General features: G+C 40.2%; 25 protein-coding genes. 7 read left to right on the forward strand and 18 right to left on the reverse strand.

The genetic code is table 11. From position 1 onward, the window contains the following. Positions 1 to 5: 5 nt before the first annotated feature. A complete protein-coding gene (gene purB, locus G4V39_RS06230; RefSeq protein ID WP_166032101.1) occupies positions 6 to 1,313 on the forward strand; it encodes an adenylosuccinate lyase in 1,308 nt (435 codons plus the stop codon). After that, positions 1,300 to 2,043: an anaerobic ribonucleoside-triphosphate reductase activating protein gene (locus tag G4V39_RS06235; protein ID WP_166032102.1), complete on the forward strand. Its 744-nt coding sequence runs from the start codon at positions 1,300 to 1,302 to the stop codon at positions 2,041 to 2,043. The genes purB and G4V39_RS06235 overlap by 14 nt, the downstream gene beginning before the upstream one ends. Here G4V39_RS06235 and G4V39_RS06240 read toward each other — a convergent pair. The 3 genes from G4V39_RS06240 to G4V39_RS06250 all read right to left on the reverse strand — a co-directional run bounded on the left by G4V39_RS06240 (position 1,980) and on the right by G4V39_RS06250 (position 5,720). Next, entirely contained in the window at positions 1,980 to 2,360 is a 381-nt protein-coding gene (locus tag G4V39_RS06240) for a hypothetical protein (protein WP_166032103.1), read from the reverse strand. The genes G4V39_RS06235 and G4V39_RS06240 overlap by 64 nt on opposite strands. A 296-nt stretch (positions 2,361 to 2,656) precedes the next feature. Further along, complete coding sequence (locus G4V39_RS06245; RefSeq protein ID WP_166032104.1) at positions 2,657 to 4,324, reverse strand: phosphoenolpyruvate carboxykinase; 1,668 nt, start codon at positions 4,322 to 4,324, stop codon at positions 2,657 to 2,659. A gap of 67 nt (positions 4,325 to 4,391) precedes the next feature. Next, positions 4,392 to 5,720 carry a lytic transglycosylase domain-containing protein gene (locus G4V39_RS06250; RefSeq protein WP_166032105.1) on the reverse strand — a complete coding sequence of 443 codons (1,329 nt, stop codon included), beginning with the start codon at positions 5,718 to 5,720 and terminating at the stop codon, positions 4,392 to 4,394. A 135-nt stretch (positions 5,721 to 5,855) separates the two neighbouring features. Here G4V39_RS06250 and G4V39_RS06255 point away from each other — a divergent pair, with 135 nt between their 5' ends. Continuing rightward, positions 5,856 to 6,770 carry a L,D-transpeptidase family protein gene (locus tag G4V39_RS06255; RefSeq protein ID WP_166032106.1) on the forward strand — a complete coding sequence of 305 codons (915 nt, stop codon included), beginning with the start codon at positions 5,856 to 5,858 and terminating at the stop codon, positions 6,768 to 6,770. 3 nt (positions 6,771 to 6,773) lie between these two features. Here G4V39_RS06255 and G4V39_RS06260 read toward each other — a convergent pair whose 3' ends face one another. Next, positions 6,774 to 7,130 carry a hypothetical protein gene (locus G4V39_RS06260; RefSeq protein WP_166032107.1) on the reverse strand — a complete coding sequence of 119 codons (357 nt, stop codon included), beginning with the start codon at positions 7,128 to 7,130 and terminating at the stop codon, positions 6,774 to 6,776. A 25-nt stretch (positions 7,131 to 7,155) separates the two neighbouring features. Here G4V39_RS06260 and G4V39_RS06265 point away from each other — a divergent pair, with 25 nt between their 5' ends. Genes G4V39_RS06265 through rimO form a run of 4 tightly spaced genes read left to right on the forward strand, consistent with a single transcriptional unit; the run spans position 7,156 to position 10,705 of the window. After that, complete coding sequence (locus G4V39_RS06265; RefSeq protein WP_166032108.1) at positions 7,156 to 8,136, forward strand: L,D-transpeptidase family protein; 981 nt, start codon at positions 7,156 to 7,158, stop codon at positions 8,134 to 8,136. Between the two features lie 15 nt (positions 8,137 to 8,151). After that, a complete protein-coding gene (gene panC / locus G4V39_RS06270) occupies positions 8,152 to 9,000 on the forward strand; it encodes a pantoate--beta-alanine ligase (RefSeq protein WP_166033085.1) in 849 nt (282 codons plus the stop codon). Positions 9,001 to 9,002: 2 nt separating this feature from the next. Further along, positions 9,003 to 9,392 carry an aspartate 1-decarboxylase gene (gene panD, locus G4V39_RS06275; protein ID WP_166032109.1) on the forward strand — a complete coding sequence of 130 codons (390 nt, stop codon included), beginning with the start codon at positions 9,003 to 9,005 and terminating at the stop codon, positions 9,390 to 9,392. Next, complete coding sequence (gene rimO, locus G4V39_RS06280; RefSeq protein ID WP_166032110.1) at positions 9,389 to 10,705, forward strand: 30S ribosomal protein S12 methylthiotransferase RimO; 1,317 nt, start codon at positions 9,389 to 9,391, stop codon at positions 10,703 to 10,705. Before panD ends, rimO begins: the two co-directional genes overlap by 4 nt. Here the strand turns inward: rimO and G4V39_RS06285 are convergent. The 14 genes from G4V39_RS06285 to G4V39_RS06350 all read right to left on the reverse strand — a co-directional run bounded on the left by G4V39_RS06285 (position 10,702) and on the right by G4V39_RS06350 (position 25,404). Next, positions 10,702 to 10,905, reverse strand: a complete 204-nt coding sequence (locus G4V39_RS06285) for a DUF6485 family protein (RefSeq protein ID WP_166032111.1) — start codon at positions 10,903 to 10,905, stop codon at positions 10,702 to 10,704. The two genes, rimO and G4V39_RS06285, sit on opposite strands and share 4 nt — an antisense overlap. 11 nt (positions 10,906 to 10,916) lie before the next feature. Further along, on the reverse strand, positions 10,917 to 13,310 hold the full coding sequence (gene gyrB, locus G4V39_RS06290) for a DNA topoisomerase (ATP-hydrolyzing) subunit B (RefSeq protein WP_166032112.1): 2,394 nt from the start codon (positions 13,308 to 13,310) through the stop codon (positions 10,917 to 10,919). Positions 13,311 to 13,319: 9 nt separating this feature from the next. Continuing rightward, positions 13,320 to 14,435, reverse strand: coding sequence for a DNA polymerase III subunit beta (gene dnaN / locus G4V39_RS06295; protein ID WP_166032113.1), 1,116 nt, complete (start codon positions 14,433 to 14,435; stop codon positions 13,320 to 13,322). Positions 14,436 to 14,746: 311 nt separating this feature from the next. After that, positions 14,747 to 15,769 carry an anthranilate phosphoribosyltransferase gene (gene trpD / locus G4V39_RS06300; RefSeq protein WP_166032114.1) on the reverse strand — a complete coding sequence of 341 codons (1,023 nt, stop codon included), beginning with the start codon at positions 15,767 to 15,769 and terminating at the stop codon, positions 14,747 to 14,749. Positions 15,770 to 15,851: 82 nt separating this feature from the next. Beyond that, positions 15,852 to 16,112 carry a MarR family transcriptional regulator gene (locus G4V39_RS06305; protein ID WP_166032115.1) on the reverse strand — a complete coding sequence of 87 codons (261 nt, stop codon included), beginning with the start codon at positions 16,110 to 16,112 and terminating at the stop codon, positions 15,852 to 15,854. Between the two features lie 50 nt (positions 16,113 to 16,162). Next, positions 16,163 to 16,936: a 5'/3'-nucleotidase SurE gene (surE, locus tag G4V39_RS06310; protein ID WP_166032116.1), complete on the reverse strand. Its 774-nt coding sequence runs from the start codon at positions 16,934 to 16,936 to the stop codon at positions 16,163 to 16,165. After that, a complete protein-coding gene (locus tag G4V39_RS06315) occupies positions 16,933 to 17,103 on the reverse strand; it encodes a hypothetical protein (RefSeq protein WP_166032117.1) in 171 nt (56 codons plus the stop codon). Before G4V39_RS06315 ends, surE begins: the two co-directional genes overlap by 4 nt. Before the next feature lie 123 nt (positions 17,104 to 17,226). Further along, entirely contained in the window at positions 17,227 to 18,411 is a 1,185-nt protein-coding gene (gene argJ, locus G4V39_RS06320) for a bifunctional glutamate N-acetyltransferase/amino-acid acetyltransferase ArgJ (RefSeq protein WP_166032118.1), read from the reverse strand. 6 nt (positions 18,412 to 18,417) lie between these two features. Continuing rightward, positions 18,418 to 21,156 (reverse strand): preprotein translocase subunit SecA, encoded by a 2,739-nt coding sequence (secA, locus tag G4V39_RS06325; protein WP_166032119.1) that lies wholly within the window; start codon positions 21,154 to 21,156, stop codon positions 18,418 to 18,420. Positions 21,157 to 21,158: 2 nt separating this feature from the next. Then, positions 21,159 to 22,493, reverse strand: a complete 1,335-nt coding sequence (locus G4V39_RS06330; RefSeq protein ID WP_166032120.1) for a TldD/PmbA family protein — start codon at positions 22,491 to 22,493, stop codon at positions 21,159 to 21,161. Continuing rightward, a complete protein-coding gene (locus G4V39_RS06335; protein ID WP_166032121.1) occupies positions 22,490 to 22,948 on the reverse strand; it encodes an N-acetyltransferase in 459 nt (152 codons plus the stop codon). Before G4V39_RS06335 ends, G4V39_RS06330 begins: the two co-directional genes overlap by 4 nt. Then, complete coding sequence (locus G4V39_RS06340) at positions 22,945 to 23,604, reverse strand: SPOR domain-containing protein (protein ID WP_166032122.1); 660 nt, start codon at positions 23,602 to 23,604, stop codon at positions 22,945 to 22,947. The genes G4V39_RS06335 and G4V39_RS06340 overlap by 4 nt, the downstream gene beginning before the upstream one ends. Further along, a complete protein-coding gene (argS, locus tag G4V39_RS06345; protein ID WP_166032123.1) occupies positions 23,604 to 25,265 on the reverse strand; it encodes an arginine--tRNA ligase in 1,662 nt (553 codons plus the stop codon). Before argS ends, G4V39_RS06340 begins: the two co-directional genes overlap by 1 nt. Then, on the reverse strand, positions 25,207 to 25,404 hold the full coding sequence (locus G4V39_RS06350; RefSeq protein ID WP_166032124.1) for a hypothetical protein: 198 nt from the start codon (positions 25,402 to 25,404) through the stop codon (positions 25,207 to 25,209). Before G4V39_RS06350 ends, argS begins: the two co-directional genes overlap by 59 nt. Positions 25,405 to 25,441 lie beyond the last annotated feature (37 nt).

Here is a 25,441-nt window from a genome sequence, read left to right on the forward strand (position 1 = left end):
GAAAGATGATACCTCGATATAGTCGTCCGGAGATGGCCGAGATTTGGACAGAAGAGTCCAAGTTCAGAAGTTGGTTAGAGGTAGAGATTGCCGTCTGTGAAGCCTGGGCCGAACTGGGGGTCATACCGAAAGAGGCGCTAGAGGTCATCAAGAAGAAAGCCCGTTTTGAGGTGGCCCGAATCGAAGAAATTGAAGCCGAAGTCAAACACGATGTTATAGCCTTTTTAACCAATGTGGCCGAATACGTGGGGCCAGAGGCCCGATATATCCACCTGGGAATGACCTCCTCAGACGTCCTTGACACGGCTATGGCCCTCCGAATGAAACGGGCCATGGAGATGATTATTGCCGATGTAGAGGAGCTTCTGGAGGTTATCAAACAGCGGGCCTTAGAGCATCAAGACACTGTTATGATCGGCCGGACTCACGGCATCCATGCCGAACCCATTACCTTCGGATTAAAGTTGGCTATCTGGTACGAGGAGTTCCGGCGTCATCGACGCCGTCTGGAGGCCGCCCTGGAAACCATATCTTATGGCAAAATCTCCGGGGCTGTAGGGACATATGCTCATCTTGATCCCCGGGTAGAAGAGTTGGCCTGTAAGAGGCTAGGTCTTATGCCAGCACCCGTGTCTAGCCAAATCATTCAGCGAGATCGGTACGCCGAATACCTGGCAGCCCTGGCCCTTTTGGCGGGAACAGTAGAAAAGGTGGCCACAGAAATCCGGCATCTTCAAAGAACCGAGGTCTTGGAGGCCGAAGAATACTTCAGCCCTGGCCAAAAAGGCTCCTCGGCTATGCCTCACAAGCGTAATCCCATTCTCTCAGAAAATCTGTGTGGTTTGGCCCGGCTGGTAAGGGGTTATCTTACACCGGCCCTAGAGAATATGGTTCTTTGGCATGAAAGGGACATCTCCCATTCTTCGGTAGAACGAGTCATTGTCCCTGACGCCACCATAGCCACGGATTTTATGCTCCGGCGGCTCACTGGCGTCTTGCGCCGATTGGTGGTCTATCCGGAACGAATGAAGAAAAATCTTTGGCTTCTGCGCGGTCTGATCTTTAGTCAACAGGTAATGCTAAAGCTTACCGAAAAGGGCCTCTCCCGAGAGGAGGCCTATGGCATTGTCCAAAAATTGGCTATGGAAGTCTGGCAAAACGAAGACAAAAATTTTAAAGATCTACTTTTGGCCTCGGAAAAAATCCGAAAATATCTCTCTCCTGAGGAGATCGAATCTCTGTTTGATGTAAACCACTATCTTCGTCACGTAAAAACCATTTTTAACAGGGTATTTGGCCATGAGACTACCTGAGATAAAGGGTTTTTTAGAGTCATCCTTTATAGATTGGCCAGGTAGATTGACAGCCAGTATTTGGCTGGCCGGCTGCAATCTTCGTTGTCCTTTCTGTCACAATCGGGATCTAGTCCTTAGCCCAGAAACTCTTCCAAACTGGCCCCTTAAGGAGGTTCTTCGACGCCTTCGAAAAAATCGCCTCTTTGTAGAATCTGTCTGTATCTCTGGGGGAGAGCCCACCATCCATCCCGGCCTGGCCGATCTCCTTGAAATATTTAAAAATGAAGGACTGGCTGTAAAGTTAGACACCAATGGCACCCAACCTCAAGTCTTAAGAGAGCTTATCCTGAAAGGTCTGGTGGACTTTGTGGCCATGGATGTAAAAGCTCCCCTAGAATCAAGACTTTACCGTCGCATAACTGGCAAAAACATAGACATTTCAAAGATAAAGGAAAGTATCTCCATAATTCTTGAAACAGGTGTAGAACACCTGTTCCGAATGACTGTCGTCCCTGGATTCCACTCTCCCGAGGTTGTTTTTGCCTGGGTACAAGATCTTCAGGGAGCTCAAAGGCTAACCCTCCAGAACTTCTCACCACACCGGTGTTTGGACAAGACTCTAGAATCTCTCAGGCCCTTTGATGAAAAAGAGTTTTCTGCCCTCTGTGCCTTGGTGGAGGAAAATCACCTCATAACGTCGGAATCAGAACGAGCCCGAAGCTCCACGATAGCGACATCCTTTACATAAGGAAAGGGTTCCTTGAGGGCCTGATAAAGTCTTTTCTTTACGGCCTCAGGGGTAGCCTCTGGAAGATCATGAACCTTCTCGATAGCAATTTCCTGAAGAATAGGAATCCTTTGGCTAAGATTATGGGCCTGGAGGGCATTTTCTGTCTCCACCACAAAAGAGAGAATAAGATATTGCCTCTTGGAGGGCGAGCCAAAGATGGTGGCGACATCGCTTACATAAACCTGATTTGGCTTGAGTTTAGAAACCAAAATAGAATCTTTAGGCAAAAACCTCTTGGCTTGGCGGGCCCTTAGAGAAATAAGCATTGTTTTCATGCCCGTCTCTAATCTCTGGCGAGACTCGCCAGAGGTAAAAAATTTGACAACCTGAAGGACAAGTTTATTCTCTTTCGCCACCGAAAAGAGATAAAACAAAACCACTACAACTAAAAATAAAACTAATAACCTGGACAAGAGAGGAAGATATTCCTTAATTCGGACACTCATTGGAAAATATCCCCGGATATTTCTCGCCTTGGAAAGAAACCAATAGAGACTCTTCTTTTATTTCTTCGGAAAGAAAGAATAGAAATTTTAAGAGCCCGGCCCCCAACAGAGGGCCGGGATAAGATTTATTCGATGATCTGGGTAGTCTCCGGAGAGGGAAAGCTAATCATGTCCTCCCGATAGGGAAGAGACTCCCGAATATGTTCGGGTATGCGACCATATTTGGCCTCAAAGGCCTCCAGATAGGCCTGACGGCCTTTAAGGAAATCCCGAACCTTTTTCTTGAGGAGTTCCTTATCAGGAAAGAGATTATAGGCCACCATGAGATCTAGGTTGGCTCGATCACTTTTAATTGGATAGTGATAACCAAGGTGATCTGGTTCAAAACTAAAGCGAAGCTGAACCCGGAGCAAATCGTTATAGGTAGCCAGACTCTGCCGGAGGGTGACTTTTATTTCTTCTTGACCAATAGTTCCGGTGTTGGCCAAGTAACACTTAATTCGATTCTTCCGGATAATATCATAGAAAATCATGGCGTGTTCTAGTCGATTACCAGCAATGAAGGGGTCCAAAAAGAAGACCCTTTTAAACTTACCGGCCTCTTCCGGATTACCTCCTGTGGATTCTATGGATTCTCCATAGATAAATTGCATCGTGGCCTGCTCTGGAGTGAGTTTAGAAATTACATTCATTAAAGGGTTTCGGGTAAGAATAATGATATAGTCCACCTTATCAGCCCGTAGCCCTTGACTGGCCAGCTCAAGATTCGACCGGGTAATAACTGCCCGACCATTCCCTGTCTTGGAGGTGTCGTGAAAATTGGGCATATAAGGATAACGAGAGATAGCCACGTTCTCTAAAAAACAATCTGGTGAAAGGGCTGCTCGGAGAATCTCCGGTTGACTTTCATCAAGCCCCTCTGTCTTTACATATAGCCCCCCTTGCTCAAAAGCGGCATAACTACCATCAAAACCAAATGTACCGCCGTCATCCCCTATCATCTCTGAGCGTTCTCGAGGCATCTTGGCCAGCTTACGGCAAAGGGTGGTAGTCTTTCCCGTAGCGGTAAGACCAGCTACTCCCGTAACTATCTCTTTAAGTTCGGGGCGATCTGCTTCTAGATCATAAACCCAAAGATAATCGCGACGAGCTCCACAATGAAGAAATAGGCCACTTTTATCAATCATCTTGACCCGCCAAGATTCAAACTGGAAAACCCCCTTTTTCGCCTCACCCATATAAATGGTGTTACGGCAGATCTTAACCTGATCTCCTCTTTTTTCGCCCATCCAAAGGCGGACGGTTATGTCTTTGTCTATCAATTTCTTTTTCTTGTTGGCCTCAAAGGCCTCGTCAGTAAAATAAATGATAGTGTAGGTAGGATTTTCTACTACTCGAGGAGCGGGGGTATTTTCAAAAAGCAACTTTAGGGCATAGGCCAACTGAGCATAGGGTTCAGGAATAATGAATCGGGCCGTAACCCCATCGCGTCCATCACCGACAATAGTATCTAAAGAGATAATTCTTTCGCGAGAGAGATATTCCACTGCCTGAAGGGCCAGCTCTTCTTCCTCTTCACCAAAAGGATCATCAATATTGTTCTTTGTGTGGGGGGCGGAACGACTCATGGGTTCAGAATCTGCAGCTACCGAACCCAGCTGTGTCTGGATAACCCCTTCCTGACGGAGAGCTATCTCTTTGAGTTGGTCCAGGGAAAGACCTTCGAGAAGGCGACCTTCATTTTTGGCCTCATGGTAGATTTTTTCGGCCGCTTTTTTGAAATAGTTTTCCATAAATCCCCCCTTTATGACTTTTGATCAAAAATCATACCTCTTGGGGGGATTTTTTGTCAAAAGAACTTTAAACTCCAGGCCAGATAGTTAAGAGGGTACCGGGATAAAGGATCTTGGATTCCAATTGGTTCCAAGAGCGGAGATCTTCTAGACTTACACCAAAACGATTCGCAATTTTCCAAAGAGAATCTCCCTTTTTAACCATATAAATGATCGGCCTCTTAGAACCGTGGGAGGCAAGAGCCTTACCTGGGGCCTTGGCCAGATAAAAAACCTGGGTCTGGACAGGGATCCGCAGGAGCTGACCAGCTCGGACGCGATATCTCTTGAGCCTGTTAGCCCGAGCTATAGTTCTCATAGAGACTTTATAACGACGAGCTATCTTGCGCAGACTTTCTCCCCGAACTACCCGATGTTTTCTGATCTCACGAACTACGTAGAATCTAACCCGAGGCAGATTGGCCAAAACCATCTGCCCTCGGCCAACAGGAACTTTTATCGTCCAGTGTCGGGCATATTTGGGAGTCCGTCCGCGACGCAATTCAGCATTCAGAAGGCGGATAGTTTGATAATCTACTCCTGCTGCTAAGGCTATCGCTTTAAGAGAGATGTTTCCTGGAACTTCTATCTTTTCATATTCTAGAGGAGGAAGATATTTAACATCGGTAAAGCCATATTTTTCTGGATTTTTAGCAATAAGAATAGCGGCTATTAAGGCGGGAACATAGTTTTTGGTTTCCCTTTTAAGATAGCGATATTTGGCCAGTTCCCAAAAATCTTTCGTCTTATAGCGCCTTATAGCCTTACGGATCTTAGTCTCTCCGGCATTGTAACCAGCCGAAGCCAGATGCCAGCACTCAAACTCCTGATAAAGATCCAGGAGATATCTGGCCGCCGCCTTTGTGGCCTTTTCTGGATCTCGCCTCTCGTCTATCCAGTAGTTGACTTTGAGTCCATAGCGCCTGGCTGTGCCTTTGATAAACTGCCACATACCTACGGCCCGGGCTCGAGAATAAGCAAAGGGATTAAAACCACTCTCAATCATAGCCAGATAGGCCAAATCTTCTGGTAAACCATATTCCCGAAAAATGCGCTTGATCATTGGAAGATAACGAGTCGAACGAGAGAGCCAGAGTTTAAAAACCTCTCGTTGGGAAGTCTGATAAAGTTCTATAAAATATTGAACTTTTTCATTGAGAGTGAGGGGGAGATTTGCTCCCTGAAAGGCACTACTATCAAAGAGCTCCCCTTCTTCGCTTTCATCTTCAGCCTCTCCGGTCAAAGAAGAATAGTCTGGAGAAACCTCTAAAGAAGTCAATGAAGTTTTAGAACTGGCGAGAATCTCTGCCGTGGAGAGGAAGAGAACGAGCAAAGCCACTATAATACCTAGACGCATATCTCTCCTCCCTCGCCACAAAGGGTTCACCATTGTGCATTCCTAGCCTATTTGGCCCTTAGTGTCAAAGATTTTATAGGAGCTCAATTCTATCTTGCCTTAAAAAAGAGAATCTGTATTTTTAATGATCGGTTTATGAAAAAGATTCTTTTAGCCCACTTTTGTTTGTTTTTGGTTTTTCTCTCGCCAGTCCAGGCTCTCCAGGTTTATACGCTAAAGGAGGGAAGCGATCTTGTAGGAGAGATAAAAACCTATATCCTCAAAGAAGAGGACACCCTTTTAGATGTCGCGAGGGCCTTTGATTTAGGCTACAATCAGATTGTAGCGGCCAATCCAGATATTGATCCCTGGATTCCCCCCCCCGGAAAAAAAATTATTATTCCTTCAGCCTATGTTCTTCCTAATGTTCCCCGGGTTGGGATCATTATCAATCTGGCTGAAATGAGACTATATTATTTCCGTCAAAAAAACGGGGCACACCTTGTCTATACTTCTCCGGTAGGGGTGGGAAAAGAAGGTTATCTCACCGAATTAGGAATCTATACAATTGTTAATAAAGCCAAAAACCCAACCTGGTTCGTCCCGGCTTCTATCAGGGCCGTGGAACCCGACTTACCAGAGAGAGTACCTCCCGGTCCAGATAATCCTTTAGGTGATTACATTATGCATCTTTCCCGAGGAAGCTATGCTATCCATGGTACTAACAAACCCTGGGGCGTAGGAAGACGAGTAAGTCACGGGTGTATTAGGCTTTATCCCGAAGATATAGAAAAGCTTTTTCCTTTAGTAAACTTAGGAACCCCTGTAAATATTATCTATCAGCCCATCAAGGTAGGACGAAAAGGGTATGATATATATGTTCAGGTCTTTAGAGATTTCGAAAAAAAAATCTCTGACCCCTTTTTTTATACCCTTGGTCTTTTAGCCCGATATGGCCTTTCAGGCGAAATAGATTTCTTTCTTCTACGTCGGGCCTTAAAAGAAAAGACGGGGGTTCCGGTTCTCATATCCCGCCCCCGGAACCCCGAACTGACCGAAAATGATCGCTGAGGCCTATTTTTTGAGACCTTTAATAAAAATCCTTTCTGTCTTTTTAGAGATGGCCTCGGCCCTTTCAGCCGCACTTACGGCCCGGTTTGTGGCTGCATCGGCCCGATCAGCCGCCATCTCGGCCGCTTTAGCCGCAGCTTCAGCTCTCTGGGCTGCAGCCTCCAATCTGCTTGCCAGTTCTTCTAAACGGGCACTAGCCGCTTCAGCCCGGGCCGCTGCTTCTTTGGCCTCCCTGGAGGCCTGTATCGCCGATTCTACCAAGGCCCTATCGCTCTTAGACAGACCACAGCCTGCAGGTAAGACCAACAGGGATGCCAAACCTAAAGACGCTGCAAGATACCGCCAAGACTTTACGTGCACGTCTATCCCTCCTTCCCTAAAAAGTATGCCTACTTTTTACCAGCCAATAATCAAATATTTCAAGTTAATTTTGTCTATCCTAGTAGTAATCGGATATGAAACATCAATTTGGGCTTTTAATGATTATCCTCAAAAGTTAATTGTTATTCGAAAAGATACCCGCACATTATCTACATATTTAAATGGAAAATTAAAAGAACAATTTCCTATTTCTTTGGGATTGGATCCGATTTCAGCCAAGACAAAATCTGGAGATGGAGCTACTCCAGAAGGTTTTTATACTGTAACCTATAAAAAATTTCGGAGTCGTTTCTATCGCTTTTTGGGTCTATCCTATCCTAATCTCCATGACGCCGATCAGGCCTATTTGGCAGGGATAATATCCCGAGATGATTATCAGCTCATCTGGGAAAAGACAAAGAAAGGGCTACCTCCTCCGGGAAAAACACCTTTAGGAGGTGGAGTTGGAATTCATGGAGGCGGGCTTCTTAAAGACACAAAAGATGGAGATAAAATTCGAGACTGGACAGAGGGTTGTATAGCCTTGAAAAATAAAGATATGGAAAAACTTTTTGCCTGGGCAGAAATAGGAACCCCGGTGCTGATTCTTAACGCTCGAAGAAGTTTTTTTGATCAACTAAAAAGCCTTTCTATTTTAGAAAATCGTCTGAGTTCGGGATTACCTATCAAAAACTACACCCAAAAATGGAGGGGAGAATTCATTCTTGGCCCTTTTAAAGTAAAAAGCATTCTCCAAGAAACTTTAGATTATCAGCGCTCCATAGAGCTCCTCATCTATCAAGATGATCGTCTTCTTACCTATATATATGATCACAATGGAGATGGAATTTTAGGATACCGAGACTCTCTTATTCATTATCAAAAGGGTTATTCCTTGAATTACAAAAATATAAAAGATCTTTTTCTCCACTATCCCCCTCTACCTAAAAATTTTCTAATGGTTGACAGTGAGAAAAAGACCATGAAAATTTCTGCCCAAAAATGATTTAGGAGGAAAAAAATAGAGATAGTAACCTCTATCGAAAAAATGACTCAAATAAGCCTTAAGTGGCGGAAAGAAGGCCAAAAAATAGCCTTCGTTCCCACGATGGGTTATTTCCATGAGGGTCATTTAAGCCTGATGCGCTTGGCTAGAAAAAAGGGAGATCGTTTGGTAGTCAGTGTTTTTGTTAATCCTACTCAGTTCGGTCCCCAAGAAGATTTTGAAAAATATCCCAGAGATAAAAAAAGAGACATAGAATTAGCTAAGAAAGAAGGAGTCGATGTCCTTTTTTGTCCCTCTAAAGAAGAAATGTATCCTCCAGAATATCAGACTTATGTTGAGGTAACAGAACTTTCTCGTCCTCTTTGTGGAGAGAGTCGTCCTGGCCATTTTCGAGGAGTAGCTACTGTTGTTTTAAAATTATTTAATATAATCCGTCCTCATTTGGCGGTCTTCGGGGAAAAAGATTATCAACAACTTTTAGTAATAAAAAAAGTGGTTCAAGATTTAAATCTTTCGGTAGAAATTGTTTCCCATCCTATAGTAAGAGAGATAGACGGTTTAGCTATGAGTTCGCGAAATGTCTATCTATCTTCTGAAGAAAGAAAATCTGCTCTTTCTCTATTCAAAAGTCTTAAATTAGCTCAAGAATTAGTTAAAAAAGGAGAAAGAAATAGTGATAAAATTCGAAAAATAGTTAGAGATTTTATTCTCTCTCATCCATATACTAAAATAGATTACATTGAACTTAGGGATCCCAAAAATTTAATTGAAAAAAAAGAAATATCCGGACCAACTCTTTTAGCCATAGCTATATTTGTAGGACAAACTAGATTAATAGATAATATTATTTTGGAGATAGACTAAAAATGTATAGAAAATTTCTAAAAGCCAAAATTCATAGAGTAACTCTTACCGAAGCTAATCTTAATTATGAAGGAAGTTTAACTTTAGACCCTTTACTTATTGAAGCCGCTGGAATTGCTCCTTTTGAAGCTGTTCAGGTCTATAATCTGGCTAATGGAGCCAGATTTGAAACTTATGTTATAGAAGGAGAGAGAGGATCAGGAAAAGTATGTCTAAACGGAGCAGCTGCCAGAATGGGAATTCCGGGAGATCTTTTAATTATCGCGACTTATACCTATTATACTCCTCAAGAACTAGCAGAAGCTTCAGTAAATCTTGTCTTTGTTGATAATTATAATCGTGTAGTTTCAGTTAAAAAAGAACCTATCTTAACAAAAACATCTCCGATATGATGCGTCGATTCTTTCTGATTAGTCTAGGATGTCCCAAAAATAGAGTTGATAGTGAATATTGTTTAGGATTGTTTTCCGAAATAGGAGGAGAACTAGTTTTAAATCCAGAAGATGCCGATTATGTCATTGTTAATACTTGTGCATTCATTCGTCCAGCCGTAGAAGAGTCTATAGAAACTATCCTTGAACTTGCTGAGTTAAAAAAAGAAAAGCAATTTAAACTTATTGTAAGTGGCTGTCTACCTGGACGATATAAAGAAGAATTAATTAAAGAATTACCAGAAGTAGATGCTTTTTTAGGACCAGAGCCTTTTCACGAATTAAAAGAGGCCCTTGAGGCTCTCGAAAATGGTAAGAAGTATATCTCTCTTAATACTAAGAATTATAAAAAGAATAATCAAATTCCAACTAGGATATCTAGTATTAGTCCCTTTTACGCCTATTTAAAAATAAGCGAAGGTTGTTCTAATAGTTGTTCATATTGTACCATTCCTTTAATAAGGGGGCCAAAAAGAAGTAGATCTTTTGATATTCTCGTTTCAGAAGCTCAAAAGTTAGTAGCATCGGGAATAAAAGAGATTATCATAGTAGGTCAAGATATTACTGATTATAAATATCAAAATAAAGATCTTATTTCCCTACTTAAAGAATTAGATAAAATAGAAGACCTTAAATGGATAAGATTATTATATCTTCATCCCAAAAGAATAACTAAAAAACTTCTAGAACATATAAACTACAGTTCTAAAATAGTACCTTATTTTGATATACCTATACAGCATGCTTCAGACAGAATTTTAAATCTTATGGGTAGAGGTTATAATCAAAAAGACTTAGAAAGTATATTTCAAAAAATTAGAAAAACAATTCCTAATGCCTCTTTAAGAACTACTGTTATGGTAGGGTTTCCTGGTGAGACAGATAAAGATTTTGAAGTGCTACTTAAATTTATAGAAAAAATAAAATTTGACCATTTAGGATCATTTATATTTTATCCAGAAGAGGGAACTCCAGCTGCTTTATATAAAAAACAAATTCCTTTAAAAATAAAGGAAGAAAGATATAAATTAATAATGGAAAAACAACAATTAATTTCATTAGAAAAAAACAAAGAAAAAGTAGGTAAAATAATAGATGTTTTAATTGAAGGAATATCTGAAGAAAAAGGAGACTTTATAGGAAGAGGTTATCATCAAGCCCCAGAAATAGACGGTTACACTTATATTAAAGCGAACTCTTTACAACTAGGAAATATTATCCCTATAAAAATAACAAATTTTAAAGAATATGATTTAATAGGAAAACCAATTTAAATAACTTTTTCTATAACTAATTTAGCAAAATGCTCAAAACTTCTATCATAAGTTTTTTCAAACTTGGAAGGAAAACAACATCCAGGAAGTTGTCTCATAGATAAGTGATATTTCAGACACTCACAACAGATACCTTTTTTAGGACAAGGCTCATAAGTACAGTTACAATGTTGAAGATTTTTTTCTTTTTGACATTCCATAATAAAACCTCCTAAATATCTAATTCTCTAACTTCTAAAGCATGTGTTTGAATAAATTCACGTCTTGGTTCTACTTTATCTCCCATAAGTGTTGTAAATAACTCTTCAGCTTTTTCAGCATCACTTATATTTATTCTCAGTAAAGTTCTAGTTTCTGGATTCATTGTTGTTTGCCATAACTGATCAGGATTCATCTCACCTAAACCTTTATATCTTTGAATTGTCAAATTTTTGATACCTTCAGTTCTTATCAAAGAAAGAAAGTTTTGCAAATTATCTAAAATAAATTCATTATCTCTAATTTTTACCTTTAACTTTTTACCATAAAATGGCTTAATTTTTTGAAAAAGTTTATAGGCTTTATGATATTCTGGAATAAGAGGAATATCAGCTGATATATTAGCCGTTAAATATGACAAGTCTTTAGAAATAACGTTAAATTCATAGCCTGAAGGATGAGTTTTTGATGGTTTAATTTGACTAACTTTATAATTTTTATTTCTCAAATAATTAGATAAAGATTCTACAAATTCTATCTGATTAAATTGATCTGCAGAAGAAACATCCATCTCCAAAAGAGAAATAATTAAATCTATCCATAATCCTTTTTTAGAAACATCATTTATTGTTTTTATAAATAAAGAGAGATTTTTAAAAAGATCATTTAACATTTTTGGAGAAACTTCTTTATCCTCAGGTAAAAAACTTACAGACATATTTTTTAAAGATCTCTTAAACAAGAATTCATCAAGAGCTTGATCATCTTTCAAATAAAATTCTTTTTTATTCTCCAAAATTCTATATAAAGGTGGTTGAGCAATAAATAAATAACCTCTCTCTATTAATTCAGGCATTTGTCTATAGAAAAAAGTTAATAAAAGAGTTCTTATATGAGCTCCATCTACATCAGCATCTGTCATTATAATAATTTTATGATAACGACATTTATCAGGATTAAAATCTTTAGGTCCTATACCTGTTCCCAAAGAAGCTACTAATTGTCTAATTTCTTCACTAGAAATCATCTTATCAAAACGAGCTTTTTCAACATTAAGAATTTTTCCACGAAGAGGAAGAATAGCTTGAAAACGTCTATCTCTACCTTGTTTAGCACTTCCTCCAGCTGAATCTCCTTCTACAATAAATAATTCTCTAATCTCTGGATCTTTAGCTTGACATTCTGCTAATTTTCCTGCAACAAGAACATCAAAAGTTTCTGACTTTTTTCTAACTAATTCTCTAGCTCTTTTAGCTGCTTCACGGGCTCTAGCAGATTCAACCACTTTAGCTATTATCTTTCTAGCTACACTAGGATTTTCTTCTAGATAAATTGAAAGACCTTCTGCGACAATAGATTCAACAACAGACTTAATCTCACTATTACCTAACTTTGTTTTAGTTTGACCCTCAAATTGAGGGTTAGGCATTCTTACAGAAACAACAGCAGAAAGACCTTCTCTTAAATCATCTCCTTCTAAACGAATTTTCATAGATTTTGGTAAATTTTTATCATTATTTATATATTTATTGATACATTTTGTTAAAGCAGCCCTAAAACCAGATACATGAGTTCCACCTTCTTTTGTATGAATATTATTTACATAAGAATATAGTTTTTCAGAGAAGCTATCATTATATTGAAAAGCGACCTCTACTTGTATAAAATCTCTATTACCAGAAATATATATAGGTTTAGGATGAATAACATCTTTTTTACGATTTAAATATTGAACAAATTCAACAATACCGCCTTTATAATGAAAAACATCTTCAGCTCCGGTTCTTTCATCTTTTAAAACAATTTTAATATTTTTATTTAAAAAAGCTAATTCCCTTAATCTAGATTGAAGAATTTCATATTTAAATTCTGTAGTTTCTTTAAAAATTTGAGGGTCAGGTTTAAAAGTAATAGAAGTACCCGTCTTTTTTGTTTTACCAACTTTTAAAAGAGGAGTAACAGGTTTACCTCTTTTGTATTCTTGTTTCCAAATACAACCATCTCTTTTTACTTCAACTATTAACCATTCTGATAAAGCATTTACCACAGAAACACCAACACCATGGAGACCACCAGAAACTTTATAAATCTGATTATCAAATTTTCCACCTGCATGTAACTTGGTCATTACAACTTCTAAAGCTGATATACCTTCAGTAGGATGAATATCAACCGGAATTCCACGACCATTATCCTCAACAGTAACAGAATTATTTTTATGGATAGTCACCTTTATAAAAGAACAATATCCAGCTAAGGCTTCATCTATACTATTATCAAGAACTTCATAAACGAGATGATGAAGTCCATCTTCACCAGTAGATCCTATATACATAGCAGGCCTTTTTCTTACTGCTTCCAAACCTGCTAAAACTTTTATATGAGTAGCATCATATTTTTTAATCATTTTTTCACCTTAATCATTTAATTTTATAGGCATAATTATACCTAAATAACCATAATCTTCAGGACCTAAAATAAGAGCAGGAGAAGAAGGACTATTCATAATTAAATCTATAACATCTGAAACCATAGAAGAACAAATATCAATTAAATATTTAGCATTGAAACCTATCTCAAAATCATCTCCGGTATAAGAAACATCTATTATTTCTTGAGCTTCACCTATATCTGAATATACAGAAGAGACTACCATTTGATTATTAGTAATACTTAATTTTATTGATTTAAATCTATCAGGAGAAAGAATAGAAACTCTCTTTAGAGTATCAAGAAAGATGATCTTATCAACCGAGACGATTCTCTCCTTAGTTTCTGGAATAACAGCTTGATAATCTGGATATTGACCTTCAATTAAGCGAACAATTAATATATCTTGATCGTTAGATATAAAAAAGTGATTATCTTTAATTCCAAGCAAAAAAATACCTTCAGAATCAGCTAATTTTTTTATCTCTTGGGCCGCCTTTTTAGGAAGAATTATTCCTTCATGGAGATCTAAATTATCTAAATTTTCAATATCTCTATCAATAAGTGCTAAACGATGGCCATCTGATGCAACAAATCTTAATTTATTATTTATCTTATGAATAAAAATTCCAGACAATGTAAACCTTGTCTCTTCTGTAGAAACGCAAAAAATGGTCTTTTCTATCATCTCTTTAAGAATATTTTTTTCAATGCTAACAGTATTTACACCATCTGTTGATGGTATAGAAGGAAAATCCTCAGCAGAATATCCAGATAACGTATATAGTATTTTTGAATCTTCAGAAGTTATTAGTAATCTATTAGTAGATTTTTCTTTTAATAAGATATCTTCCCTGGGAAATTCTTTAATTATTTCATAAAATTTCCTAGCAGATATAGCAATTTGGCCGGGTTTTTCTATTTTTGCTATACAGAATCCTTTATAACTAACCTCTAAATCTGTAGCTATACAAGATAATTTTTCATCTTCAGCTGTTAAAAGAACATTTGATAAAATAGCCATTGTAGATCGTTTATCAGCTATAGTTTGAACCTTAGAAAGAACTTTTAGGAGATTTTCTTTTTTAATACGGATATTCATTATTATCTCCTATTATTATTTTTTTTTATTTTTATAATTTTTGAGGAAAAGTTGAAAAAGTCCTGAATTACTTATTATTTGAGCCCTAGTCTACACATTTATTTTGTTGATAAATTGGTGAAATTAGAGTTAAAAAATATATCCACTTTTTTATAAAAATTTTAAACATATTTTTAAACAATACTATTAACGAAAAAAGCCTTTTTATTTTTACCAGAAATATCTAAAAACTCAATTAAAATAGGCTAAAAAGGCTTTTTGGCTAGGGAGAATAAAAATGACTGGCAATTTTGGCCTTTTAAAAATTAAAATTAGGTTAAATGCCGGCTAAGTTCTCGAAGCTCCTGAAGTTTTTTCCAGGCCTTTCCCCTATCAATGCTTTGAATAGCTTCCTCAAGAGAATGCTTAAAATCTTTATTTTTACTTAGATAAATGGCCGCTGCTGCATTAAGGACAACCATATCTCTTCGAGGACCTTTTTCTTTTCCCGATAAAATTTTCTCTATAATCAAGGCCGATTCTTGCGGTGAATTTACCTCCAGATCCTCTGGATAGCCATAAGAAAGACCGAAGTCTTTAGGATCTAAAATATACTCTTTTATACAACCATTTTTTAATTCTGAAACGTAAGTTTTTCCAGTTATGGTTATTTCATCATATCCTCCTTCTCCATACACAACCATGGCAGCTAGAGAACCCAATTCTTTGAGTACTCTAACCAATGTTGACAATAGTTTTTTATCAAAAACACCAAGAACTTGGATATTTGCCCCTGCTGGATTTGTCAATGGCCCCAAAATGTTGAAGATAGTTCTGAATCCCAACTCTCTTCGAGGAGAAATAGCATACTTCATCGCTGGATGAAGAGATGGAGCGAAAAGAAAGCCTATTCCTACCTCTTGAATACATCTAACTACGGATTTGGGAGAAAGATCTATCTTTATACCTAAAGATTCTAGAACATCAGCGCTTCCTGATTGGCTAGATATAGATCTATTCCCGTGTTTAGCAACTTTTAAATTTGTTCCAGCGACCACAAAGGCTGAAGCTGTAGAAATATTAAAGGTTTTTTTATTATCTCCTCCTGTTCCACAAGTATCTATTAAAGGGGTCTCTGGTGTTAAATCAACTTTGATATTAAGAGATTTTTCCCTCATTACTCTGGCCGCCGAGGCTATTTCTTCTATAGTTTCTCCTTTCATTCGAAGAGCGGTTAGAAATGAGGCTATTTGGGCAGGTGAAGCCTTCCCCTCCATTATTAATTTCATGGATAAGCTCATTTCTTCAGAAGATAAATTTTGAAAGTTGATCAACTTTTCCAAAATTTTTTTCATGGCATTAAAAAAGTTGTCGCCGACAGAGTAAAAAAACTCTTCGGCGACCTTAATAGATCTAATTTTTCTAACTTTTTAAAAGTTATTTTTTAGCTGCCTTTTTAGGTTTAAGTTGTACTCCTTTAGCTTCTAATTCTTTGACAAAAGCATCAATAGGATTCTCTTTTCGACCTATTTTCTTGGGAATATCAACTCCTCTTTTTCTGAGCTCACTTACAATTTTCATTACCTGAAATCTGCTTATTCCTAATTTTTCTGCTATTTCTGAAGAGGCCATTTTTGCATAATTCTCATAAACAAATTTTACATCATCTTTGGTGATAGGTCGTGAACGCTTTTTCATTTCCGCCCCCTATTAAACTTTTTTTGATCTTTATAATAAAAGCTTTTTTCTTATGCAAGGGAAAAATCATCTATATTAATATTCCAGTATTTCATCTTTGCAAAGGCCGGATAATAGGTAAGGTCGTGATGGATAGGGGTTATACTTATATATCCCTCTCTTAAAGCTCTTGTATCCACATCCTCGGGCTCATCTTCTCTGATTATCTCTCCGGTCTGCCAATAATATACATTTCCGTGAGGATCGACTCTTTTTTCAAATTTTTCAATGAAAGGACTTATATTTTGTCTAGTTATTTTTATGCCTCTTATTTTATGAGGTGGAAGATCGGGAATATTTATGTTTAAACAAATTCCGTTTATATCCATATCTTTTAAAGAATTTATAAATTGGCTAGCAAAATTACTAGCAAAGCAAAAATCAGGATCTTTGTAACTATTTAATGAGAAAGCTAAAGCCTTATATCCTAAAATAGCACCTTCAGTAGCGGCAGATACCGTGCCCGAATATAGGACATTTATACCCACATTGGCTCCTCTATTTATTCCTGAAATCACCATGTCGATATCCCTACCTATAAGTTCATGAATAGCTATTTTTACGCAATCTGCTGGAGTGCCATTTATGGCAAACCCTAAAAATTGTCTCCCAGCCTTTATTTTTTTAACTCTTAATGGATCTGAAAGAGTTATAGCATGTCCTACAGCGCTCCTTTCAGCCTCTGGAGCCACTACAATTACCTCATGTTCTTCTATTAGAGCATCATAAAGGGCACATATTCCCGGAGCATATATTCCATCGTCATTAGTTAATAATAATCTCATAAAGCTCCCTTCTTTTTTTCTTTAAATAGAAAATAAAGCATACATGCCTGTCTGTGGGGACAATAATCTTTTGGATGACGGCATCCTTCATTTAGAGGAATTTCTTCCGAAAATTTTTGACAAAAACCCATTTCTACGGAATTTTTGTTTTTTTCTTCTTTCTTCATGTTCGATTCAGCCTCTTTTTGTGAAAAAATTTTCTAAAGTTTTTGAATTTAAGAGAATAAATTTATGAAAACGAAAATTTTATTTTTTGCAAGATGATGAGGAGAGTATCTCTGGTAGGCAAATCAGGTGCGATATTCGGCGTTTATTTTTACGTAATCATATGTCAAATCACATGTCCTTATTAGGGATACAGCTTTCCCTATATTCAAATTTATTTTTATCTTGAAATAATCCTTTTTCATTACCAAATGGGCTTTTTTTTCTGCTTTTTCTCCACATCCTTTACCCTGAGAGACTATTTCAATGTCATCAAAACTAATGGATATACGAGAAGGATCTATTTGTATATCTGACCTTCCCAGAGCAGCCATTATTCTGCCCCAATTAGGATCTTCTCCGAAGAGAGCTGTCTTTACCAAAAGGGAATTAGCTACGGTCTTGCTAGCCTTTAAGGCTTGGACTTCATCTTTAGCCCCTGTGACTATTATATCCACTACCTTTGTTGCCCCTTCACCATCTTTGACAATCATAAAAGATAGTTTGTCAAATATTTCCTCTAAAGCCTCATAGAATATTTTATATTCTTTGTCTTTATAAGAAATCATTTCATTTTTAGCTAAAGAGTTGGCCATAATAATTACTGAATCATTGGTACTAGTATCACCATCTACGGTAATTCGATTAAATGTTTGGGAAACAGCCTTTTTAAGGGCCTCTTTTAAAGATTCTTTTTCTATATTGATATCAGTAAGAGCAAAGGCCAACATAGTGGCCATGTTGGGAGCAATCATTCCTGCCCCTTTGGCGACTGCTAAAATGGTAACTTCTTTTCCCTTTATATTTATTCGTTTAGCATAGACTTTCTTAAAGGTATCAGTGGTTAGGATAGCCTCAGCTACCTGAGATAAACCATCAGGAGATAAAGAAGCCACTAAAAAAGGTATTTTATTGATTATTTTATCTTTAGGTAAAGGAATACCAATTACCCCTGTAGAGGAGGTTATAACTAAATTTTCTGAAATTCTAAGATTTTTAGCGACATAAGCCGCCGTTTCTCGAGCTGCTATAAGACCTTCTTCTCCTGTACAGGCATTGGCATTACCACTGTTTATAAGAATGGCCTGAAGTTTATTAGACAGAAGTCTCTCTTCTGCCAAAATTACCGGAGCGGCTTTAATTTTGTTGGTAGTAAAGACTCCCGCTGCCCTTGCTGGTACCTCTGAATAAATGAGGGCAAGATCTAGCCGGGATTCCTTTTTGATTCCAGCGCTGAGGGCAGAGAATAAAAAACCCTTGGGAAGATCCATTGGATTTTATACCTTTGTGGCCTGTGCCGGGGTTTTACCGCAACACTTTTTATATTTTTTACCACTACCACAGGGACAAGGGTCGTTCCGACCGATCTTTTTGGCTCTTCGTACAGGTTGGGGTTTCTTTGGTTCTTCAGCCTCTTCTCCTCGACTATAAACCAGTCTCAAAGGACGTCTTTGTCTGCTTTCTATTTTTTCTATTTCTTCTTCTCGAGAGACCTGGATTCGGAAGAGAATGGCCAAAGTCTGGGCCTTTATTCTCTCAACCAAGTCCATAAACATATCAAAGGCCTCTTTTTTGTATTCCTGAAGAGGATCCCTTTGGCCATAACCTCTAAGTCCTATTCCCTCCCGAAGATGGTCCATGGCCAGGAGGTGTTCCTTCCAAAGATTATCTATAGTTTGAAGAAGAATCATTCTCTCTAAATAACGGAGAATCTCTGGTTCAACCTCTTTTTCTTTGGAGAGATAATAGTTTTTGGCCTCTTGAATGAGTCGCTTTTCCAGTTCTTCCCGATTAAGATCATCTTTTTCATTTATTGACGGCTTGAAACCAAATTGGGCCTGAAATTTTCCTGCGAGACCCTTCCAATCCCATTCACTGGGTGGAGTCTTTTCAGGAATAAAGGTATCGACGATGGAGAAGACCACATCTTCGATCATCTCCTCTATATCTTCTTTTATATTTTCGTTCTCCAGGACATGGCGTCGCTGAGCATAGACCACCTCTCGTTGCTTATTCATCACATCATCGTATTCCAAGAGGTGTTTTCGTATGTCAAAATTGTGGGCCTCAACCCTTTTTTGGGCTTGTTCAATGGCCTTAGAGAGGAAGCTGTGTTCAATGGGTTCGCCATCGGTCATCCCTAGTTTACCCATCAGCCCCTGAATCTTGTCTGAACCAAATATACGCAGGAGATCATCTTCTAAGGAGAGATAAAAACGCGAAGATCCAGGATCTCCCTGACGGCCCGCCCGTCCTCTAAGTTGATTGTCTATCCGTCTGGATTCATGACGTTCGGTTCCAATAATATGAAGGCCTCCCAGGGATTTGACCTTTTCATAGTCTTCCTGACAAAGTTTTACCTTCTCATAGAGAATCTCTGCCCAAATCTCTGGAAATTTATTGGTAGGATCCTCACCCCGCTTGGCCATTTCCAAGGCCTCTCTCCAGGCCAAAGGATCTATCTCCTCAAAGGATATTCCCTCGCGGGCCAATTCTTCTTTGGCCAGACCTTCAGGGTTTCCTCCCAGCAGGATATCTACTCCTCGACCAGCCATATTAGTGGCTATTGTTACAGATCCTGAACGGCCAGCCTGGGCAATAATGGCCGCCTCTCTTTCGTGATACTTGGCGTTTAAAACCTGATGGGGGATTTTGGCCTTCTTGAGAAGACGGGATAGTTTTTCACTTTTTTCAATAGAGATAGTTCCTACTAGAACCGGTCTTCCCTGGCGATAAAGTTCTTCTATTTCCTTGACTACAGCCTGAAATTTTTCCCTTTCTGTGCGATAAACCACATCTGGATGATCTATCCGGATCATGGGTTTGTTGGTAGGAATAACCACCACATCTAGATCATAAATTTCTTTGAACTCCTGGGCCTCTGTTTCGGCTGTTCCCGTCATTCCAGCCAATTTTTCATACATCCGGAAGAAATTTTGGAAGGTAATGGTGGCCAGAGTCTGATTTTCACTCTCTATGTGAACCCCTTCTTTGGCCTCTATGGCTTGATGAAGTCCATCACTCCAGCGTCTTCCTGGCATTAGCCTTCCGGTAAACTCGTCAACAATTATTACCTTGCCTTCTTTGACTATATAGTCCACATCCCTCTTAAAGAGATGATGAGCCCTTAAAGCTTGGATGACATGATGAAGAAGGTTTACATGTCGGGGGTCGTATAAATTTTCTACCTTCAATAATTTCTCTGCTCGGGCGACCCCTTCTTCGGTAAGAATGACGCTTTTGGTCTTCTCTTCAATGGTGAAATCTCTATCCTTTTTTAGGTGGCGAACTATTCGATCAACTACATAATAAAGATCTGTAGATTCCTCAGAGGGCCCCGAAATTATAAGCGGAGTTCGAGCTTCATCTATAAGAATGGAGTCCACTTCATCTACTATGGCATAATGGAATTCTCGCTGAACCATCTCCTCCAAACTGTACTTCATGTTGTCCCGAAGATAGTCAAACCCGAACTCATTATTAGTGCCATAGGTGATATCTGCTCTATAGGCCTCTTTGCGTTCGCTATCATTCAGACCATGAACAATCACTCCTACAGATAGCCCTAAAAAACGATATATACTTCCCATCCACTCAGCATCTCGTTTGGCCAGATAATCATTAACCGTAACAATATGGACTCCCTTTCCGGTAAGGGCATTGAGATAAGCAGGAAGGGTGGCCACTAAAGTCTTTCCTTCACCTGTTTTCATCTCGGCGATCTTACCTTCATGAAGGACAACACCGCCCATGAGCTGGACATCAAAGTGTCTCATGCCCAGAGTCCGTCGCGAGGCCTCCCTCACCACAGCGAAGGCTTCAGGAAGAAGATGATCGAGGCTTTCTCCTTTCTCTAGTCTTTCTTTAAATTCAGCTGTTTTGGCCTGAAGCTGGCTATCTGAGAGTCTTTTAATCTCTGGCTCAAGGGCATTAATTTTTTCGACAATTGGTCGAAGACGTTTAAGCTCTCGATCGTTTTTGGTACCGACTATTTTGGCAACTAATTTTCCTAACATCTTCACCTTCCACTAATATCGAGGCCGCCAATAAGAATACTGGGGGCTCCTACAGAGCCATAAAAACAAAGATCTGAACAGACAACCTCGATTCGTTTGAATATATCGAAAATATTTCCAGAGATGGCCAGTCCTGTAAGGGAGGAGACAACCTCACCGTCTTTTACCAACAGACCTGCTGCTCCGACAGAAAAATCTCCACTTACCGGATCAGCGGTATGCATCCCCAGAACTTCTGTAATTATAACCCCTTTTGTTAAAGTTTTAATAAGCTCATTCGGAGAGATGTTGCCCGGTTGAAGACAAAGATTGGTTGTAGAGACCAGGGGTGGAGATTGAAAGCCTCCCCGAGCGGCATTACCGGTGGATCGTTCTCCGGCCCGCTGGGCCCAATAAGTATCAAAAAGAAAACCTTCTACCCGGCCTTCCACCACTAAAAGAGTGGTCTGTTGACCTACTCCTTCATCATCAAAGGCCCTGGTAGCCAGTCCCTTAGGGAGAAGACCATCATCGACGATATTTACTTGCTTAGCAAAGAGAGTTTCCCCTTTCTTTCCCGCTAATTGGCTTTTTCCTTTTACGATGTTGTCTCCACAAAAGGAGAAAGAAAGCAGTTCTAGAAAATCTACGGTGATATAAGGCCGAAAGATGGTTGGCAAATAAGAGCTTTCCGGTTTTATGGCCCCTAAGCGCTCTAGGGCTCGTTGGGCAGCAACTTGACCTACCCTCGAAGGGTTAAGATCAGAGAGAAAACGGCTGGCCTGGTACTCCCAGCCCATCTCCGAGGTATCTTTCTCTTCAGCCACAGCTACGCAGGAGAGAGAAAAATTGGTAGATATGGCCTTACCAGAGACCCCTAGAGAGTTAAAAATGGCCACCTCTTGCAGGCCATCCTGATATTTGGCCTGCTGAACTTTTTTGATTCGAGGGTCGGTCTTGGTGGCCGCCTGGTGTATGGAAAGAGCGATTTCTATTTTTTCTTCTATTGATAAAGAATCTATGGTCTGGTCTCTGATTTCAGGTGCCTGAGGCAGAGACTCACCAGATGGCAGTCGATGGGCCTCGTCTCTTTCTGTTACCTGGGCATTTTCTAGGGCCTTTGCCGCCGTTTTTCGAACTATCTCCGGGTTTATCTGCGAGGTGTAGGCAAACCCCAGTCGCTGGCCGGTTATTACCCTTATGGAAAGACCTTCGGACTCTTGAGGTTGAAAGTTTTCTATCTTTCCTTCTTTGGTCTCTATTTTCAGCCCTCGGCCGCGGGAGAAGTAAATCTCCCAGGCATCAGCTCGTTCCTTGAGGCTAATAGATACGATTTCAAAGATATCTTCCGGTTTCATTTTATCTCCTTGATCATGGCCACTTCATCACAATCCGGAAACTTGAGGCATTTGACACAATCAGCCCATACCTTGTGGGGAAGAGTTCCTTTATCGATAAGAAAAAAACCCAATCTCTGAAAATAGTCAGGCACATTGGTTAAGACAAAGACCCGGCGGAGACCCAACTCCCGGGCCTCGGCCAGACAGTGTTCAATAAGGTCCTCGCCCACTCCCAGCCCTTGATACTCTTCGGCCACCGTCAGAGAACGAATCTCGGCTAGATCTTCCCAGGTGACGTGGAGGGCACAGGTGCCAGCAATGATGGTTTCCCCCTCGGGAATAAAGACAAAAAAATCCCTCACGTACTCATATAGTTCGGATAGCGGACGCTGAAGCACCGAACCATGCCGGGAGAAATGGGTAATTAGACGGTGTATATCCCGAATGTCAGAGATCTTGGCCTTGCGAATCATTCTTTAAGGGGAACAACAAAACTCTTGAGCCCCTCTTTTTGAGCCAGCTTTTTGGCAAAGCGAGAGGCTTCAGATAAAGAATTAAATCGACCTACGTGAACTCGATACCAAATACCCTTATCCTTAAGGTTTACCTTTCGTACAAAGGCCTCATATCCTCTAGCTCTTAACTTTCGGGCATAACGCTGAGCCTCTTGTGGATTCCTTAAAGAGGCTACCTGAAGGCTATAGAAAGTCTTAAGGATCTTTTTCTTGGTTTGACTCACCCTTGATTTTTGGCTGACATGAACCTCTGACTTCTTGGGGGCTACAGCCTTCTTTTGAGGCTTCGGTTCAGGGGCTGGAGGAGGCGTATAGGTCTCCGCTGGCTTTTCTTTGGTCTCTGGGAGGGGGGTCTCTATGAAGTTTCGATTAATAGGTGGTGTTTTGATTATTGTTGGAGGAGACTCGGGTAAGGCCTTTTTGGCCTTAGGTGAAAGGGTCTTTTCGGCTACGGGAGAGGGAGCCTTTTTGGCTCGCCCGACCGCCAAATTCTGACCCAACCAAAGACCGAGTATAAACATCCAGACCATCAGGCAGATGGTCACCATAATGGTAAGAACAAGCCCCCCTAGTCCTAGTTCGATCCGAAATTTGATCCTTTTTTCCTTGGCCATCACATCTTCTCCGGTGCTGAGACCCCCAAAAGGGATAGTCCTCGGCCGATGACCCTCTGGGTAGCCAGGGCCAGGGCCAGCCGGGCCTGAGTCAGCCCTTCGTCTTCAGAGAGAAAACGATGTTTGGTGTAGTAGTTGTGAAAGACCGTAGCTACCTCGGTAAGGTAGAAGGTCAACCTGTGAGGTTCTAGACTTTCGGCGGCCCCTTCCACGATATCTGGAAAGGCATCAAGGAGTTTTAGAAGCTCCAGCTCTTCCTCCTCCTTAAGGAACCCGAGATCTATTTCTTCTAAAGACTTAAGGGAAATTCCTCTTTCAGATGCCTTTTCAAAGACACTGGCCACCCGAGCATGGGCATATTGCACATAATAGACAGGATTTTCTTGAGATTGCTTTTTGGCCAGAGAGAGGTCAAAGTCCAGATGGCTGTTGCAGTGCCTGGTGAGGAAGATAAACCTTACGGCATCTCGACCAACTTCTTTTAGAACTTCTTTAAGAGGCACGAATTCGCCGCGTCTGGTGGACATGCTTTTCAGCTCACCTTCTTCCAGAAGGTTAACAAATTGGACTAGAAGAACCTTTAGTTTTTCGGGATCATAACCCAGAGCGGCCACGGCGGCCTTTACGCGAGGCACATAACCATGATGATCTGCTCCCCAAACATCTACCAAAAGATCATAACCGCGTTCGTATTTGTGGCGGTGATAGGCAATATCAGAGGCAAAATAGGTGGTCTGGCCATTAGCTCGAACAACCACCCGATCTTTTTCGTCACCGAAGGCCGTAGAGCGAAACCAGAGGGCCCCATCCTTTTCATATAGGTAGCCGGAGTCCTTAAGGGCCTGGATAGTCTCTTCCACCAGCCCTTCTTGATAAAGACCGGCCTCGGAAAACCATTGATCGTAATGGACACCAAAATCTTCCAGATCTTTTCTGATGTCGGCCAAAATTACCGAAAGGGCATATTTTCGAAAGAAAGGAAGGGCCTCTTCTAACTCCAAATCTTTAAATTGAGCTCCATGTTTTTCTAAAATTTCCCGAGCGATATCCCGGATGTAGTCACCCTGATAGTAGTCTTCCGGAAAGTGTATTTTCTTCCCTAGAAGTTCTAAATAGCGAAGATATACTGATGCCCCCAAGATATCCATTTGTTTGCCCACATCATTTACATAATACTCTCTTTCAACCTGAAACCCCGCCAGCTCCAGGATATTGGCCAGGCTATCGCCGACAGCCGCTCCTCGACCATGGCCTACGTGGAGAGGGCCTGTGGGGTTGGCACTGACAAACTCCAATAACACCCGCCGACCACCACCCAATTCACTTCGACCGTAATCAGGATCTAAGAGCACCCGGGCTACGGTCTTTTGCCAGTACTCTGGAGAGACAAAAAAATTTATGAATCCTGGTCCGGCTACCTCGACCCGGGAAAAAAGAGGGTCTTTTTGAAGAGAGTCCACAAACCAAAGGGCCAGGTTGCGAGGAGAAGTTTTATTTTTTCCCGCCAACACCAAGGCAATATTACTGGCGTAATCGCCAAAGTTTTTCTGTCTGGGAGGTTCAACGGTGAAACGGGGACAAATAGGGTCTGTTATCACTCCTTCATGGATGGCTTTCTGGTGTAGATCCTTCAGTCTTCGCTCGATCTCCTTCCTGATCACCTTTTTCTTCCTCCACTTTGATGGTCACGTCGCGAACGAAATCCGGGCATTTAATGGGGCCCTGGGAATCAAAAGAATACTTTTTTTTACAGGTTTCCCTCCAGGCACAAACAGCACAAATGGTCCTTTCTTCGGCCATATTTGGACCTCCTAAAGGAAGATACCATACCACACCA

Origin of the sequence: Thermosulfuriphilus ammonigenes, assembly GCF_011207455.1 — a bacterium.
GTDB lineage: Bacteria > Desulfobacterota > Thermodesulfobacteria > Thermodesulfobacteriales > ST65 > Thermosulfuriphilus > Thermosulfuriphilus ammonigenes.